General features: G+C 70.3%; 10 protein-coding genes. 7 read left to right on the forward strand and 3 right to left on the reverse strand.

The features are described from left to right. Positions 1-175: 175 nt before the first annotated feature. From ACS5Q7_RS22330 to ACS5Q7_RS22345, 4 genes are all read left to right on the forward strand, one after another. Complete coding sequence (locus tag ACS5Q7_RS22330) at positions 176-2,233, forward strand: ATP-binding protein (RefSeq protein WP_478341463.1); 2,058 nt, start codon at positions 176-178, stop codon at positions 2,231-2,233. 9 nt (positions 2,234-2,242) lie between these two features. Continuing rightward, positions 2,243-2,662 (forward strand): RNA polymerase sigma factor region1.1 domain-containing protein, encoded by a 420-nt coding sequence (locus tag ACS5Q7_RS22335; protein WP_478341464.1) that lies wholly within the window; start codon positions 2,243-2,245, stop codon positions 2,660-2,662. A 72-nt stretch (positions 2,663-2,734) separates the two neighbouring features. Beyond that, positions 2,735-3,475 carry a DUF3750 domain-containing protein gene (locus tag ACS5Q7_RS22340; protein WP_478341465.1) on the forward strand — a complete coding sequence of 247 codons (741 nt, stop codon included), beginning with the start codon at positions 2,735-2,737 and terminating at the stop codon, positions 3,473-3,475. 119 nt (positions 3,476-3,594) lie between these two features. Next, the gene (locus tag ACS5Q7_RS22345; protein WP_478341466.1) at positions 3,595-5,202 is read left to right on the forward strand and encodes an acyltransferase family protein; all 1,608 of its coding nucleotides are present in this window, start codon (positions 3,595-3,597) and stop codon (positions 5,200-5,202) included. A 4-nt stretch (positions 5,203-5,206) separates the two neighbouring features. Here the strand turns inward: ACS5Q7_RS22345 and ACS5Q7_RS22350 are convergent, their stop codons facing one another. Then, entirely contained in the window at positions 5,207-5,500 is a 294-nt protein-coding gene (locus ACS5Q7_RS22350) for a hypothetical protein (protein ID WP_478341467.1), read from the reverse strand. A 398-nt stretch (positions 5,501-5,898) separates the two neighbouring features. Next, the gene (locus ACS5Q7_RS22355; RefSeq protein ID WP_478341468.1) at positions 5,899-6,603 is read right to left on the reverse strand and encodes a sugar transferase; all 705 of its coding nucleotides are present in this window, start codon (positions 6,601-6,603) and stop codon (positions 5,899-5,901) included. 519 nt (positions 6,604-7,122) lie between these two features. On the opposite strand from ACS5Q7_RS22355, the gene ACS5Q7_RS22360 reads away from it, so the two are divergent. Both ACS5Q7_RS22360 and ACS5Q7_RS22365 read left to right on the forward strand, forming a co-directional pair. After that, entirely contained in the window at positions 7,123-8,868 is a 1,746-nt protein-coding gene (locus tag ACS5Q7_RS22360) for a type I secretion system permease/ATPase (protein WP_478341469.1), read from the forward strand. Further along, entirely contained in the window at positions 8,868-10,223 is a 1,356-nt protein-coding gene (locus ACS5Q7_RS22365) for an HlyD family type I secretion periplasmic adaptor subunit (protein WP_478341470.1), read from the forward strand. Before ACS5Q7_RS22360 ends, ACS5Q7_RS22365 begins: the two co-directional genes overlap by 1 nt. Before the next feature lie 16 nt (positions 10,224-10,239). Here ACS5Q7_RS22365 and ACS5Q7_RS22370 read toward each other — a convergent pair whose 3' ends face one another. After that, complete coding sequence (locus ACS5Q7_RS22370; protein WP_478341471.1) at positions 10,240-12,936, reverse strand: RICIN domain-containing protein; 2,697 nt, start codon at positions 12,934-12,936, stop codon at positions 10,240-10,242. A gap of 536 nt (positions 12,937-13,472) precedes the next feature. Between ACS5Q7_RS22370 and gspD the strand changes: the two genes are divergently transcribed. Next, positions 13,473-15,881, forward strand: a complete 2,409-nt coding sequence (gene gspD / locus ACS5Q7_RS22375; protein ID WP_478341472.1) for a type II secretion system secretin GspD — start codon at positions 13,473-13,475, stop codon at positions 15,879-15,881. Positions 15,882-16,468: the final 587 nt, after the last annotated feature.

Consider the following 16,468-nt stretch of genomic DNA (forward strand, 5'->3'; position numbering starts at 1 on the left):
CCGTGAACGATTTCTTGAGGTACAAACCCTTGTGGGGATGAATAAGGGGTCGGCTGCTGCTGCTCTTGTCGCCAGCCGACTGCAGCCGGCCTATGAGGCTTTAGGTTTCGCTCCGTCTTTCCCAACGTGGCCATTCAGTCAGCAGGCTCTGTTGGAGGCCGCCGACAAGGGAATGATGCCCCGCACCCTCCTGATGCGCTGCGATGCCTTTCGCCGCCGCTGCCTCGCTTTGGGTGAAATCTCGGTCTGCGACAGCCTTATCGAGCCGCCGACGCTTGCAGAGAACACACCTCCAGTTGCCGCCTTCGACCTCGCCGCCGCCGCCGCACGGGCCGATATCGCCGGCATTCGCAGTGACGAGGACACATGGCTCGGGCAGTTGCTGCGTGACACGTTTGACCTCTACGCCCTGGAAGACGATCCGGACGACGCCCTCGACGTCGCAAGCAAGGGTGAGCCTGGCCAGAGGATTCCGCCGCTACACGGCCGATTGATCGTCATCCATCGGAAGGAGAACGACCGCGAGCGACACGTCTGCTACCGGGCGCTGCAGCACAAGAACGCCATCGCGTTCCAGGCCCGCCTCCTCGCGGCATTAACGGCATCTGGCATTTCAGCGCAGATCGCCGACCGGCACTTGCTGCTGGTTCGCCGTGGCGCCATGCCGAGTGGTCCGAAGACAAAATTGCTTGTTGATCGATTCACGGCGGCCGGGGGCACGCTGATCGACCCGTCCGACGAGGATCTGCGGGTCTTCGCCGGACTGCGCGACCTGCGGGCCGAGGCGCAGGCCGAGGGACGCTCCGATGAGTTCGAGCGCTGGCTGCGGGCCGAGCAGCCGGTCGCCCGGACGCGCTTCTTCGAGACCGCCGGCATTGCGCACGGTCTGGCCAGCGAGGTCGTGTCCGTCCCGGATGCCCCCGCGGCCTCCCCTCCGGCGCCGACCCCCGCCCCGCCGGCCAGGAAGCCCGCGCCCCCCGCGCGCGAGACCCGTCCGGACACGATCCCGGTCGGCCACCGGATCACCCCCGATGCGCCAGAGGTCGACCTGCCGCTTCGCCTCCTGCCCCGCCACACGGCGATCATCGCGGGTTCGGGCTCGGGTAAGACCGTGCTGCTGCGCCGTCTCGTGGAGGAGGCGGCGCTGGCGGGCCTGCCGGCCATCGTGATCGACCCGAACAACGACCTGTCCCGCCTCGGCGACCCGTGGCCGGAGCAGCCGAAGGCCTTCTCGGACGAGGACGCGCGCAAGGCGGCGCTCTATGCCGAGCGCGTCGAGACCGTGGTCTGGACGCCGGGCGTCCATGCCGGCAATCCGCTGTTCCTCTCGGTGCTGCCGGACTTCTCGACTCTCGGCGAGGACCGGGACGAGCGCCAGCAGGCCATCGAGATGGCCGCCGAGACCCTGGGGCCGCTCGCGGGCGCCAAGACCAACCTCCCGCGCGGCGTGCTCATGGGAGCGCTGGAGTATTTCGCGGTGCGCGGGGGCACGCTCGCCGACTTCATCGCCCTGCTCGCCGACCTGCCCGACGGGATCAGCGACATCGGCAATGCCGGCAAGCTCGCGGCCAACATGGCCGACCAGCTGCGCGCGGCGGTGGCGACGAACCCGCTCCTCAAGGTGGAGGGCACGGTGCTCGACCCGCGCCACCTGTTCTTCGGCAGCGATCCGGCACGGACCCGCATCTCGGTCATCAACCTCTCGGGCCTCGCCTCGGACGCGGCCCGAGAGGATTTCGTGAACCGCCTGCAGATGACCCTCTTCGGCTGGATCAAGAAGAACCCCTCCCCGCGCGGCATGCTCTACGTGGTGGACGAGGCGCAGACCTTCCTGCCGTCGCAGCGCGCGGTGCCGAGCCTCGGCAGCGGCATCAAGCTGGTGGCGCAGGGGCGCAAATACGGGCTCGGGATGATCGTCGCGACGCAGGTGCCGCGCGGCATCCACAACCAGGTCGTCTCGAACTGCACGACGCAGTTCTTCGGCCGGCAGAGCGCCCCGGCGACCATCGCGGCGGCGCAGGAGATCATCGCCGCGAACGGGGGCAGCGCCACCGATATCGGCAAGCTCGGCGCGGGCGAGTTCTACTTCGCCACCGAAGGCTCCGGCCGCCCGGCGAAGCTGCGCACGCCGATCTGCCTGAGCTACCATCCGGCCAATCCGCCGACCCCGGAAGAGGTCGTGCGGCACGCGAAGGCCTCCGCGCAACGGATCGCCGGCCCCGGTTCACGCTGACGGACACCCATGGCAGGCACGATCGACCGCGCGACCCTGGACCGGCTGATCGCCCTCGGGCGGGAGCGGGGGGGACTCACCGCGAGCGAGCTTCAGGCGGCGTTGCCGGTCGAGGCGCTCGACGTCGACGCCCTCGTCCTCGTCATGCTCGAACTGGAGGCGGCCGGGGTGAGCGTCGAGCCGGACGTGTTCGGTCCGCGCGGCGAGACCGTCGCCGCGCCGCGCTTCACCCTCCCCTTGCCGAATCCCGGCATCCCGGCGGCCCTCGAACCGGCCGCGCCCGGCGGCCCCGCCTCGGGGGCGGAACCGCCGGCTCCCGAAGCGAAGCCGGAGCGCCCCGAGCCCGCCGATGACGGCGTGGGGCGGGTGGTGCTGCTCGCCGGGCTCGGCGTCGTGCTGGTGATCGGGACGATCCTGCTGCTGGTCTGACGCACACACGGCGTCGCACAACCCTGCCGCCGGGCGCCGCGGGTCCATAGATCAGCGGAGCCCCCTCCCCGGATGAGATCCGTGTTCCGTATCACCCTCCTCGTCTTCGTCGTCGCGTTCCTGGCGCCCATCGCCGTTTCGGCGGCGCGCTATGCCCTCTTCAACGACATCGCCGACTGGCGCTCGGCCGACCGGTCGAGCGCGGGGCTCCTGCCCCCCGCCGCACGCAAGCCGGAGGCGGTGGTGCGCGTGTTCTCGGCGCGGACGGTGAGTTGGCGCGGCATCGTCGCCACGCATAGCTGGATCGTCGTGAAGGGGGCGGGCGAGCCGGCCTACCGGCGCTTCGATTACACCGCCTGGGGCATGCCGATCTGGATCGATCGCTTCGTCCCGGACGGGCGCTGGTTCGGGAGCGCGCCGGAGGTGATCTTCGCCGCCGACGGCGCGGAGGCGGAGCGGATGCTGCCGCGCATCCGCGAGACCATCGCCACCTACCGCTACGCGAAGATCGGCGATTACCGGCTCTGGCCGGGGCCGAACTCCAACACCTTCGTGGCGACGGTGATGAGCGCCGTGCCCGAGATGCGGGCGAGCCTGCCGGCGACCGCCATCGGCAAGGACTTCCCCTATGACGGCCGCTGGATCGGCCCCACCCCCTCCGGCACCGGGTTCCGCATCAACCTCGGCGGCTATGTCGGGCTGACGGTGGCCTGGGTGGAGGGGGTCGAGGTGAACCTCCTCGGGGCGGTGGCCGGGTTCGACCTGCGCCGACCCGGCCTGAAGCTCCCCGGCCTCGGCCGCATCGGGATCTGAGCCGGACTCAGCCCCTTCCGAGGCCTGTCGCAGGAGGGCCGACCACACGGGGGCCATGTTTCTTGCCCATCGGGCAGGAACGCGCCGGCCGGGGACCGGAGCCGCCCGGGACCACGACCATGCCGATACGCCTCAGCCGGGACGTCCCCGAGATCGCGAAAGCCGCGCCGCGTCCCGCCTCGGGCGAAGCCGCGCCGGCCGCGGGCATCGCACGGGCAGGCGGCGAACTCACCAACCTGCAGCTCCTGCGGGCCCTGGCGGCGAGCCTCGTCCTCGTCCACCACATCGCGGTCTACGGGCAGACTCTGCGCGGGGCCGACCGGCCCTTCGCCGCCCTCGACGGGCTGATGGGCGTGTGGGGCGTGGCGATCTTCTTCGCCCTCTCCGGTTTCCTGATGGCGCGGCTCGTCAGCCGCGATCCGCCCCTCGTCTTCCTCGCCCACCGGGCGAGCCGGATCTTCCCGACCTATTTCGCGGTGGTGGCCCTGTTCGCCGCCCTGTTCGCGGCCGTGCGCCTGGAATTCGGCGGCCTCTCCGTGCTCGCCCTGTCCCTTGCGCCGGGCGGCCCGCGCTCGTCCCCGCTCAACGTGGAATGGACCCTCGTCCTCGAGGTGACCTTCTATGTCGGCCTGTTCCTCCTCGCCCTGGCGGGGCAGGCCCGGCGGCTGGTGCCGGTCGCCGCCGGCTGGCTGGTGCTGCTCGCGGTGGCCTTCCCGCTGCTGCCGCCCGACAGCCGCAACATGATGCCGCCGCCGCTCTACCTCATGCCGGTGACCGCCGCCTGCGTGCCCTTCGCGGCTGGGCTGCTGCTGCCCCGGCTGATCGCGGCGGGCTGGGTGCGCCCGGCGGCGGCCCTCCTCGCCCTGCCCTTCGCGGTGGCGTGCTTCTTCGTCGACACCGCCGGCGCGCGCTGGCTCGGCGGCATCGCGGCGGTGCTGCTCGTGGGGGCCGCCGTCACCGCGACGCCGGTCCGCCGCGAGGGCCGGGTGGCGCGGAGCCTGATCGCCCTGGGGGATTGGAGCTACGTGCTCTATCTCGCGCATCCGCCCGTGCTGATGCTGGCGGACTGGGCCTGTCCGCCGCACTGGAACGGTGCCGCCTACGCGGCGGTGAGCCTCGCGGGGGCGCTGACGGTCGCCGCCCTCCTCGGCCCCCTCGACGTCGCCTTTTACCGTCGCCTGCGCGCGCGCATCGACGGGGCGCGCCCGGCGACCCTGAAACGGGGCGTGGCCGCCTTCCTCGTCGTGTTCACGGCCTGCGCGCTCTGGGGCAGCACCGAGACCGCCCGCAACGACTGGGCCGCGTTCCAGGCCCGGCGCGCCATCGCCGCCCTCCCCCCGGAATCCTGGACGTCCCGTGCCGCGGCGGCATCGGCCATCGGCGATCGCGGCGTCGCCCTGCTCGGAACCCTGCTGGCGCGGGTGGAGAGCCTGGAGCCCATCGGGGCGCGGGAGATCCTGGTGAGCGCCTATGCCTTCGATCCGGCGCGGCCGGGACGGGCGATGCAGCTTGCGCTGTTCTGCGGCGGACGGCTCGTCGCCGTGGAGCGGCCGCGCCGCCTGCGCCGGGATCTCGCCGGTCAGGCGGGCTTCGAGAGGGTCGGCAAGCGCCGGATCGGCTATCGGGCGCGCGTCCCGGCGGAGGCCTGCGGCCCCGGCGCGCTCGTCCCCGTGGCGGTGGACGACACGGGCCTGATGGCGGTGCTTCCCCTCCCGCAGGGGGGGTGAGACCCTATTCGTGGTGGATGTGCAGGTTGCGCTCGGTCCGGCGCGACTCCCCGGTCGACAGCCGGCGCACATAGTCGATGAGGGCGGTACCGACGAGGCAGAGGAAGTAGCCGACCTGCATGGCGACGAAGGCTTCGGCCGGCATCCAGCCGCCGAGCGGGCCGCCGACGAACACGGCCATGAGGCCGAGCACCGCCACGATGGCCACGGCCGTCACCGCGAAGCCGACCACCGAGACGTAAACACCGCAGACGAGGCCGAACAGGGCGAAGAGTCCCAGAACTCCTGTCGTCTCCATCGGTCCCCTCCGAGCTCCGGTCTCGCACCAACACAGGGAAAGCTGCGAACGACCGGCGTCTCAACCCATGCCCGACGCGGGCACCATGCGCCGCATCCATGAAGAAACTCATATGGGATAGGCTTGTCCGCGATCCAATCCTGCAATGAAAGACAACTTTCCGAGATCGAAACAATTCCCGCCACGGCAATGACGTCGCAGGAAAAACAAAGACCGAAAGTGACCTGAAACGTCTCACGGCCACGATTGCCTGGAGCGAGCGTGGCGGAATCGTTCATTCCCGGTCGCCCCGCCGTCACGGGGGCCACGAAACGGCAAGCCCCCGCGCGCAAACCCCCGCGTGGAGGAACCACGCGGGGGCTTAACCTGGACCGACGGGAGGATTCAGGCGCGCGGGTTCAGTAGGAGCCCTTGACCAGGAACACCGCCGGCACGGTACGGAGGATGATCTTGATGTCGCCCGAGAAGCTGCGCGACTCGACATAGTGCCGGTCGAGGCGGACGCGCTCGGCATAGGTCGTGTCCGACCGGCCGCTGATCTGCCACATCCCGGTGAGGCCGGGGCGCACGGCGAAATACGCGGAGGCCGCGTCCCCGTACTTCTCGACCTCGGCCTCGACGATCGGGCGAGGACCGACGAGGCTCATCTCGCCGCGCAGGATGTTGATGAGTTGCGGCAGCTCGTCGAGGCTGGTCTTGCGCAGGACGTGCCCGATCACCGTGATCCGCGGGTCGTTCTTGAGCTTGCGGCTCTGCGTCCATTCCGCCAGCGCGGCGGGATTCTCGGCGAGGTGACGGGTCAGGATCTCGTCGCCGTTCATGCGCATCGAGCGGAACTTCAGGCAACCGAAGGTCTTCCCCCCTCTCCCGAGGCGGCGGTGGCTATAGAAGGGCGAGCCCCTGTCGACCGCCCAGATCGAGACCGCGATCAGCACGAAGAGCGGCATCAGCAGGAACAGGCAGATCGCGGCGACGCCGAGGTCGAAGAGCCGCTTCGGAGCCCGGTCGGAGATGCGCCCACGGCCATGCCCGCCCTCGATCAGCGCGCCGGACGTGATCCTGCGGGATCGCAGCGCGGCCAGGGGCAGGTTGTGAAGCAGCATGCTGCATCCCTCTTAAGGCACGGATGTGGGCATCGATTTTTAACCGGATATTAAGTGTCGAATGACAGATTGCGATGCACAACTCAAGGCGCGACTTGGGGCATTTTGCCTAATTTTTTCGTTCTTAATGTGGAACGGTTTCAAGAGTTATGGAATCGAGGACTTTATTCTCGAAGACTTGCGGCGCTACTGAGTAAGATATTTGCCCACGGCAAAGCCCCCGCTGCGCTGCAATAATTCGGGATCGGCGGTCCCCTCGCCCGGCTTCGCCGAGAGCCCGCCGGGGAGCCTGTTCGGAAAACATTCTGACCCAAAATTTTCGCAGGGCCAGAAGCTTGTCCGCTCTCGAACAGGCGCGGGAGCGTCTCGCCGGCCCGAGCTTGGCCGTCTCCTCAGAACATTGTTAATGAATCGGGATCATGGTCGCGATTCGTCGTTGTCGGTGTTAACTCGACGATCTTGCAAGAGCATTTGCAAGTAAAACGACAAGTCCCGCATTTAATGCGAGTTACGGTTGCGATGGCAGGCAGCTCTTCCACGCTGGTCTCGGCGCTTGAGCGCTGTCGGCTGGCCTTCATCGGCGTGGCCTGCATGAGCGCACTGGTGAACGTGCTCTATCTCACCGGCTCGTTCTTCATGCTCGAGGTCTACGACCGCGTGATCCCGAGCCGGTCGGTCCCGACCCTGGTCGGCCTCTGCGTCCTCGCCCTCATGCTCTACGTCCTGCAGGGCATCCTGGAGGCGATCCGCGGCCGCGTGCTGGTCCGCATCGGCATGGCGCTGGACGAAGTCTTGAGCGGGCGCGTCTTCGACGTGACGGTCCGCGCGCCGCTGCGGGGCGGACTCGGCACCGACGGGCTGATGGCCCTGCGCGACCTCGACCAGCTGCGCGCCTTTATGTCCGGCGGCGGGCCCGCCGCCCTGTTCGATCTGCCGTGGATGCCGGTCTACCTCGCCATCTGCTTCCTGTTCCATCCGCTCATCGGCGTGGCGACCATCGCGGGCATGGTGGTGCTGGTGGGGGTGACGCTGGTCAACGACCGGGCGACCCGCAAGCCCACCGCCCAATCGGCGATCCACGCGCAGCAGCGCAGCAGCCTCGCGGAGGTCTCGCGGCGCAACGCCGAGGCGCTGGCGGCGCTCGGCATGCAGGGCCGGCTCGGCCTGCGCTGGAGCCTCGTGAACCGCGATTACGGCGTCGCCCAGCAGCGCGCCTCGGACGCGGTGGGCGGCTACGGCGCCCTGTCGAAGGTGTTCCGCACCGCCCTGCAATCGGGGGTGCTGGCGCTGGGCGCGTGGCTGGTGATCCACAACGAGGCGACGGGGGGCATCATCATCGCCTCCTCGATCCTCGTCTCCCGCGCCCTCGCCCCGGCCGAGCTCGCCATCGCCCACTGGAAGGGCTTCGCCGCCGCACGGCAGAGCTGGCGCCGCCTGTCGGAGGTGTTCGCCCGCCTGCCCGAGGCGTCCCGCCCCCATGCCCTGCCCGCCCCCGTCGGGACGCTGGCGGTCGAGGGGCTCGCCGTCTGCCCGCCCGGCTCGCGGAGGTTGGCGGTGCAGGAGGCGAGCTTCGCCCTCACCGCCGGCCAGGGACTCGGGATGATCGGCCCGAGCGCCTCGGGCAAGTCCTCCCTCGCCCGGGCCCTGGTGGGCATCTGGGCGCCGGCGCGGGGCGAGGTCCGCCTCGACGGCGCGGCCCTCGACCAATGGTCGAGCGAGACGCTCGGCCCCCATCTCGGTTTCCTGCCGCAGGAGGTGGAGCTGTTCCCCGGCACGGTGGCGGAGAACATCGCCCGGTTCGAGGACGGAGCGGATCCGGCCAAGGTGCTGGCGGCGGCACGGGCGGCCTGCGTCCACGAGCTGATCCTGCGCCTGCCCGAGGGCTACGACACCCGCATCGGCGAGAACGGCTCGGGCCTCTCCGCCGGCCAGCGCCAGCGCATCGGCCTCGCCCGCGCCCTGTACGGCGACCCGTTCCTCGTGGTCCTCGACGAGCCCAATTCCAACCTCGACGCGGAGGGCGAGGCCGCCCTCACCGAGGCGATCCTCGGGGTGCGCCGCCGGGGCGGCATCTGCGTGGTGATCGCCCACCGGCCGAGCGCGCTCGCCGCCCTCGACATGGTGCTCGTCCTGTCGGACGGACGGGTCCAGGCCTTCGGCCCCAAGGAGGAGGTGCTCAAGCACGTCCTGCGTCCGGCCGCATCGGCCCCCGGCCAGCCGATCGGCCAGCCCCCTGCGGTCGCAACCCTGCGTGAGAGCGCGTGATGAGCACGAAGGCCGTCTCCGCCATCGGCTCCCTCGGCGCCCGCCTCGCGCCGCCGCCGGCGCTGGCCCTGCCCTCGATCCGCCGTCACCTCGCCGTGGCGCTCGGCCTCGGCCTCGTGCTGGTGCCGGGCATCGGCGGCTGGGCCACCTTCACCCATTTCTCGGCGGCGGTGATCGCCCCCGGCCAGCTCGTGGTCGAATCGGACGTGAAGAAGGTCCAGCACGCCACCGGGGGCGTCATCGGCGAGATCCTGGTCCGCGAGGGCAGCCGGGTTCAGGCGGGGGACGTCCTCGTGCGCCTCGACGGAACCCAGATCCGCACCAACCTCGAGATCGTGCTGAGCGCGCTGGACGAACTCGCCGCCCGTCGGGCGCGGGACGAGGCCGAGCGCGACGGCGCGGCGACCGTCACCTTCCCCGACGACCTCGTCTCCCGCGCCCGCACGACCCCGGCGGTCGCCCACCTGATCGAGAGCGAGGCGCGGCTGTTCCAGTCGCGGGTCGCCGCCCGTGAGGGCCAGAAAGCGCAATTGTCCGAGCGCATCGCGCAGCTGCGCCAGGAGATCCGGGGCCTCGGCGAGCAGGCCGACGCCAAGAACCGCGAGATCGCGCTGATCCAGCAGGAACTCGTGGGCGTGCGCGACCTCTTCGCCAAGAACCTCGTGCCGATCTCGCGGGTCACGGGGCTAGAGCGCGACGCGGCGCGGCTGGAAGGCGAGCGCGGGCAGCTCATCGCCTCCACCGCCTCCTCGCGCGGCAAGATCGCCGAGACCGAGTTGCAGATCATCCAGATCGACCGGGAGATGCGCAGCGAGGTGGGCAAGGATCTCGCCGAGATCCGGGGCAAGTGGTCGGAACTCATCGAGAAGCGCGTGGCGGCGCAGGATCAGCTGATGCGCATCGACATGCGCGCCCCCCAGGACGGCATCGTCCACCAGATGACGGTCCACACGGTGGGCGGCCTCGTCACCCCCAACGAACCCGCCATGCTGATCGTGCCGCAGGCCGACCAGCTCCTCGTGGAGGTGCGAGTGCAACCCCAGGACATCGACAACGTCCGCGTGGGGCAGAGCGCGATGCTGCGCTTCTCGGCCTTCAACCTGCGCACCACGCCGGAGGTGGCGGGCGAGGTCGTGCGGGTCTCGGCCGACGTGAGCCAGGACCCCAAGACCGGGCAGACCTATTACGTCGCCCGCGTCCGCCTGGAGCCGAGCGCCATGGAGGCCCTCGGTTCCCTGCGCCTCGTCCCCGGCATGCCGGTGGAGGCCTACATGCAGATCGGCGACCGCTCGGTGCTCTCCTACCTGACGAAGCCGCTGGCCGACCAGATCGCCAAGGCGTGGAAGGAACGCTGAGGGCCGCCGCCGGGGCCTATTGCGTCGCGGAGGTCACCGCCACCGCGCCGAAGGTCTGGTTGGCGCTGCCCTGGCAGGTCCAGGCGATCGTCCCGGCGCCGCTCGTGACCGCCGCGCCGCTCACGTCGAGGCAGAGAGCGGGGGTGTAGGACGAGGCGAGCGACGAGCCGCTGCCCTGCGCCCGGCCGAGCCACGCCTGGTTCGTGCCGCCGTGGCAGCCCCACTGATAGACCTGGGAACCGGGACCCGGCGTCGCCGCCAGGGTGAGGTCCAGGCACTTGCCGTTCGCGGCGTTGACGAAGGTCTGGCCGCCGCCGGTGAGCGTGACCTGCCACGCCTGCTCGGCCGCGCCGGTGCAGACCTGCTGCGTCACGGGGGCGCCGTCGTTGCCGTTGCCCGCCGGGACGGAGAGGCACTGGCCGGAATGGGCGGCCTTCAGGGCGATCCGCGCCGGGCCGGGGGTGAAGGTCTGGTTCGCGCCGCCGTGGCACGACCAGACGATGGCCCCCGCTCCCGCCGCCGTGGAGGCGCCGCTCACGTCGAGGCAGAGATTGGCGTTGTAGGCCGAGACAAGGGCGTTACCAGCCCCTTGCCCGCGCGGGTTCCAGCTCTGGTTCGTGCCGCCGTTGCAGGTCCATTGAAAGACCTGCGAGCCCGGCCCCGGCGCCGCCATGAGGCTCATGTCGAGGCACTTGCCGGTCGCCGCGTTGACGAGGGTCCGCCCGCCATTGCCGGCCTGGACCTGCCACGTCTGCTCCGCCGCCCCCGTGCAGGGCTGCTGCGTCACCGCAGCGCCGTCGGCCGTGTTGCCCGCCGGGACGGCGAGGCACTGTCCCGAATGCGAAGCCCTGAGGGCGAGGCCGACCTGGCCGATCGTCGCGCCGAGGCTCCCGGTGCCGCCGTTGCCCCCGGTGCCGGTGCCCGTGCCGCCGGTCCCGCCGGTTCCGGCCCCGCCGGTTCCGGTCCCGCCCGTGCCGGTGCCGCCGGTTCCGGTGCCGCCGCCGTTGGAGGCCACGGCCGAGGGGGGGACGGGGGTCGTCACCTGCACCGGCGCCGTGACGCCGCCGAGGCCGACGATCACCCCCGGCGAGGGCACGCCCTTCGTGTCGATGGCGATGAGCTGGTAGTAGCCGGGGGGCGCGATGGCCCCCGAGGCCGGCATCCGGGCGGTGACGCCCTGGCCGGAGACGGTGAAGCTCGCCACGTAGCGCCGCTGCGTGGCGTTGAAGCTGTGGGTGACGGCGCTGAGCCCGACCAGCACCACCTGCGACAGGCCGTTCGGCGACTTCAGCTCGAACGACAGGGTCTGGCCGTAGCCCGGCGTGATCGAGGCGAGGCTGACGATCTGCGGTCGCGTCGCCAGGGTGGCGGTGCCGTTGGCGGACGTGAACAGGTAGGGCGGGTAGTAGATCTCGGCGTTCTGGTTGTTCACCGGCCCCGGCGCGCCGCCCCCGGCGATGAGCAGGGCGCCGTTCTGCATCAGGATCGCCGTCGAGTGGTAGCCGCGATAGACCGCCCCCGAGGCGCCGACCGACCATTGGCCGGTGCGGGGATCCCAGATCTCCGATTGCAGGACCGTGTTGTCCCCCGCCTGGTCATCGTACTTGCTGCCGCCGGTCACGGCGACCTGCCCCGTGGGCAGCACCGTGGCCTGCGCCCAGGCCCGGCCGACGCTCATCGGCGCCGTGTCGGCGACGACGGGGGTGTTGCCGTTCACGTCGACCGTGGTGGCGAGGCTCGAAGAGAGGAACCCGTCGCCGTTGGTGTAGCTGTTGCCGCCGACCTGGAGGATCTTGCCGGTGTCGTACATCACCGCCGTCGAGACCGGCCCGACATTCGGCGCGTCGGTGGCGCTGGAGGCGCTGCGCTGCGGCTGCTTGAAGTTCCACGTCGTCACCGAGCCGGTGCCGGAGGCGTTCAGGAACCACATCTTGTCGGCGGAGATGCCGAAGACCTGGCCGTTCGGCGCGACCCAGGCGCGGGGATACCACCACCGATTGTTATCCGGCCCGAACGCGTCCCGGCTCTTGGCGCCGAACAGGCTGCTCCACTGGCCCCCGGCCAGGATCTCCGGCGTCATGCCGGTCATGTAGCCGTTGTCGATGCTGCCCTGGGGGTCGCTGTAGCCGCCGAGATAGGGATAGGACCCGCCCATGATGAGCTGGCGCCCGTCGGCCAGGGTGATCATGGTGGAATAGTAGCGGTCGTTGGCGAGCTTGGCCGGCAGGGCGCCGACGCCCGAGGCCTGGTTGTTCAGGACGACGCTGCCCTTGTCGTTGCCGTTGTCGAAGATGCCGCCGGCCACGAGCAGGGAGCCGTCCCCGAGGAACGCCTGCGCGCCGCAGAAGCTGTTGACGCCGGTGACGCCCTGCAGGGTCTTGTGGCTGCCCCCGGTGAAGCCCAGCGTCGGATCCCAGATGTCGAAGGTGCGCCCGTCCTGCACGCCGGGATTGCCGCCCGCCGTCCCGTAGGACACGACCTTGCCGCTCGGCAGGAGGCCGAGGGTGATCGCGTTCATCGGCCAGTCGCGCACCGGCGAGAACAGGCCCGTGCTCGGGGCCGTGGCCGGGATCGACAGGCCCGAGAGCAGCGGATCGGCCACCGGGTTGACGACGATGCCGAATAGGGCGGCCTGGGCAGAACCGCTGGCGAGCATCGTCGCGCAGAGAAGGGTGCTGCGGAGCCGGAAGGATCGGGGGGCGGCGCGGGACATGGTGATCCTTGGGTCGGTTAACGGAACGGTGCGGCGCTTTCAGTATTCCCGCACGGGTCCTTGAGTGAGATGAACTGCTTTCGCTGCAATGTCCTTGCGCGATAGACGCGTTCGTCACTGCGAACAGTCTCGTTTTAAGCAGCGAAGATTGATGAAAACCATCCCACCCGGCCGATTCTCTACAGCAGGGTAAATCGACCTGGCCGGCTCCTCCGCGCCGTTACGCGACGCCCCGGCCAAGTAAGTCGCCGATGCGTTGCCCAATCCGGCAAGCTCCGGCCCCTGTCCCGGGGCGGTCACGGTGGGAGGGGGAAGTGACGAGCTGTAACCGGTGATTGCGTATTCGATCCGCACATCATGCAACCCCAAGCAGCGCAACGCCACGGGCTGATTTCGCTCAATTTCGACTTGATCTGTATTTCTAAGAACTTACACCGCAGTAGAAACGTTCGTAAGTTGCATATAAGCGATTTATTAACCACGAAATCATAAACCTCGCCCTGGGACGCAGAGCCGAAACGGGGACCGTGGGTCGGATGAAGGGTCGCGCACAGATCATCGGCGCGGCATTCCTGTGCGCCGCGGCCACCGCAGCGCCGGCAGCCGAACCCCTCTCGGACATCCCTCCCAGCGGAGCGGGCTTGCGCGGGCATTCCGGCGTCGTGATCCGGGGCAACGACCGGCTCGTCGGCAGCGAGGCCACGGGCCAGGAGGCCCTCCCCGCCGGGACGGTAAGCCTCAACCTCGTGGACGTGCCGCTGCCGGTGGCGGCCAAGGCGGTGCTCGCCGACACGTTCGGCTGGGGCTACACCCTGGACGCGGAGGCCGGCGGGCCGATCACCCTCCAGACCGGCGGCCCGGTGAGCCGCGCCGCCCTGCTGTCGCTGTTCGAGGGTGCCCTGTCGAGCCGGGGCCTCGCCCTCCGGCGGCGGGGCCGCATGGCGCAGATCGTGGCGGCCGGGGCGGGCAGCCTGCAGCCGGTGCGCGGGGTCGGGGGCGAGGCGGGCGCCGTGGTGGTGCCCCTGCGCTGGATCTCGGCCGCCGAGATGCAGGCGATCCTGGCCTCCGTCGCCCCGCGCGACGTGGTGCTGCGGGCCGACCGGGCGCGCAACGTCCTGATCCTCAACGGCGATGCCGGCCAGATCCGCACCCTGCGCCAGACCATCGAGGTGTTCGACGTCGACTGGATGCGCGGCATGTCGACGGCGATGCTGCCGGTGCGCAGCTCGAACCCCCGAGCCATCGCCCGCGACCTCACCCAGATCTTCGGCGGCGAGACCGCCGGGACCGGCGACGTCATCCGCTTCGTGCCGAACGAGGCCCTGAGCGCGGTGCTCGTGGTCACTTCGCGGGCGGTCTATCTCGACCGCGCCCGCGTCTGGCTCGGCGAGCTGGAATCGCTTGCCGCCGACCGGGAGCGGCAGCTCTTCGTCTACCGGATCCAGAACCGTTCGGCGAAGGAACTCGCCGCCGTGCTGCAGGGCGTCGTCGCCGCCGAAACCGGCGCGAGCGTGAACGTCTCCTCCGGGGCCGGGTTCGGTGCGGGCGGGCTCGGCGCCACCGCCGGCGGCGCGGGCTTCGGCGGGGACGGGTCGGTGATCGGGGCCGGGTTCGGGACATCCGGCTTCGGCGGCGATTCGTCCGGCGCGGGCGGTGCGCCGTCGGGCCTCTCCGGCAATGCCTCCGGTGGCCTCGCGGGCGGCGGCGGAAGCCTCGCCGGGACGCCGCCGCTGGGCGGCGCGGGGTTCGGCCAGGGGGCCGGGCCGCAGCAAGGCGGCGGGCTGAACGGCGGCGGCGGCTTCGGCGGGGCGGGCGGCGCCGGCTTCGCGTCGGGTTTCGCGAGCGGCTACGGCGCCGATGCAGGCGGCGGCTACGGAATGGCGGGGAGCGTGGGAGGCGGAATGGCCGCCGGCCTGCCGCGCCGGGACATGATCGGCGTCGTCGCCGACGAGACCAATAACAGCCTCGTCATCTCCGCGACCCGCAACCAGTACGACAAGATCCTGCGCATCCTCGGCCGCCTCGACGCGATGCCGACGCAGGTGCTGCTCGAGACCGTCATCGCCGAGGTGACGCTGAACGACCAGTTGCAGTTCGGCGTGCAATGGTTCCTGCAGAACCGGGGCGACCGGCTGAACCTCGCCTCCAACGCCACCGCCGGCCTCGCGGGTTCGGCCGTGCCCGTCACCGGCACGGGGACCGCCGTCAGCGGCACCGCCGCGCTGATCAGCGCCGCGACGCAGGCCATCCCCGGCTTCAGCTACCTGATGAGCGGATCGAACTTCAACGTGGTGCTGAACGCCCTCCAGGGCATCACCACGGTGCATGTCCTGTCCTCGCCCAACATCACCGTGCTCGACAACCGCACCGCCAAGCTCCAGATCGGCGATCAGGTGCCGATCGTGAAGCAGAGCGGCCAGAGCGCGCTCGCCGCCGGCGCGCCGATCCTGAACCAGATCGAATTGAAGGACACCGGCGTCATCCTCTCGGTGACGCCGCGGGTGAACAAGAACGGCCTCGTGGTGCTCGACATCAACCAGGAGGTCAGCGACGTGGTGCCGACCACCACCTCGACCATCAATTCGCCGACCATCCGCCAGCGGCGGGTGGCGACCAGCGTGGCGGTGAACGACGGCCACACCCTGGCGCTCGGCGGCCTCGTGCAGGAGAAATCGCAGCTCTCGAACGAGAGCCTGCCGATCCTGGGCGACCTGCCCCTCATCGGCCCCGCCTTCCGCAACCGCAGCGACCAGCGGGTGCGCACCGAGTTGATCGTGTTCATCCGCCCGAAGGTCATCCGCGGCGCCGCCGAGGCGGACAAGATCGCGGACGATTTCCGCCAGCAGTTCCGGGCGATGATGCCGGTGCGCCCGGTCCCCCCGCCCCCGCCCATGGCGATGCCGCTGCCTGGCACCGAGGGCGTGCTCCGGCGGATGATGGATTAGGGTCGGCTTGCCCTTGCGACGCGCCGCTTGGGGTGGTTTTCAGTACATCCGCTTCCGGGCACGGCAGGCATCTGAGCAGACATAGCCGCTGGGACCGCTCACGACCCGCAGCAACGGCTGACATGGGTCGCTATCGGAATGACGACTTGGGGTGGATTCCCGCCCGTCCGCTTCCGGGCGACGATCCAGGTAAGCGGACGTCGTCTTTGTGCCCGATGACCACCCACAACAGGCCTTGGGAAGGTTTGTTTCTAGACTGCTTGTGGTCGAGCACCCGGATGCCCCATAACGACGACGATGAAGCCGACGCGCCGTCTTAGGGCCTCTGGAGCTGTGATAGGGTGGTATGCGACCGCCGTCCGCGTGCTCGCGCTCGTCCTGGCGTTGGCCGTCGCAGCGCCGACCGTTGGCCTGGCGGAGGACGTCTCATACCATGAGGGCCATCGGGGGCGCGGCATGACCGAACTCGTCCCCTCGTCCATGGTGACAGCGGGAACACAGGCCGCCGATCCCGGTGTGGCGTGCCATGTTCATTGCGGATGCCACGTGGCCGCGACGTTAGACAGAACCGCGATGGAACCCCCGAT

The organism is Methylobacterium sp. Gmos3, from assembly GCF_056430985.1.

What these genes read in the sequence shown, in the direction of transcription:
- ACS5Q7_RS22370 (WP_478341471.1), bottom strand. Translation starts at nt 12,936, where the DNA reads ATGTCCCGCGCCGCCCCCCGATCCTTCCGGCTCCGCAGCACCCTTCTC.
- ACS5Q7_RS22340 (WP_478341465.1), top strand. Translation starts at nt 2,735, where the DNA reads ATGAGATCCGTGTTCCGTATCACCCTCCTCGTCTTCGTCGTCGCGTTC.
- ACS5Q7_RS22355 (WP_478341468.1), bottom strand. Translation starts at nt 6,603, where the DNA reads ATGCTGCTTCACAACCTGCCCCTGGCCGCGCTGCGATCCCGCAGGATC.
- ACS5Q7_RS22365 (WP_478341470.1), top strand. Translation starts at nt 8,868, where the DNA reads ATGAGCACGAAGGCCGTCTCCGCCATCGGCTCCCTCGGCGCCCGCCTC.
- ACS5Q7_RS22330 (WP_478341463.1), top strand. Translation starts at nt 176, where the DNA reads ATGCCCCGCACCCTCCTGATGCGCTGCGATGCCTTTCGCCGCCGCTGC.
- ACS5Q7_RS22360 (WP_478341469.1), top strand. Translation starts at nt 7,123, where the DNA reads ATGGCAGGCAGCTCTTCCACGCTGGTCTCGGCGCTTGAGCGCTGTCGG.
- gspD (WP_478341472.1), top strand. Translation starts at nt 13,473, where the DNA reads ATGAAGGGTCGCGCACAGATCATCGGCGCGGCATTCCTGTGCGCCGCG.
- ACS5Q7_RS22335 (WP_478341464.1), top strand. Translation starts at nt 2,243, where the DNA reads ATGGCAGGCACGATCGACCGCGCGACCCTGGACCGGCTGATCGCCCTC.
- ACS5Q7_RS22350 (WP_478341467.1), bottom strand. Translation starts at nt 5,500, where the DNA reads ATGGAGACGACAGGAGTTCTGGGACTCTTCGCCCTGTTCGGCCTCGTC.
- ACS5Q7_RS22345 (WP_478341466.1), top strand. Translation starts at nt 3,595, where the DNA reads ATGCCGATACGCCTCAGCCGGGACGTCCCCGAGATCGCGAAAGCCGCG.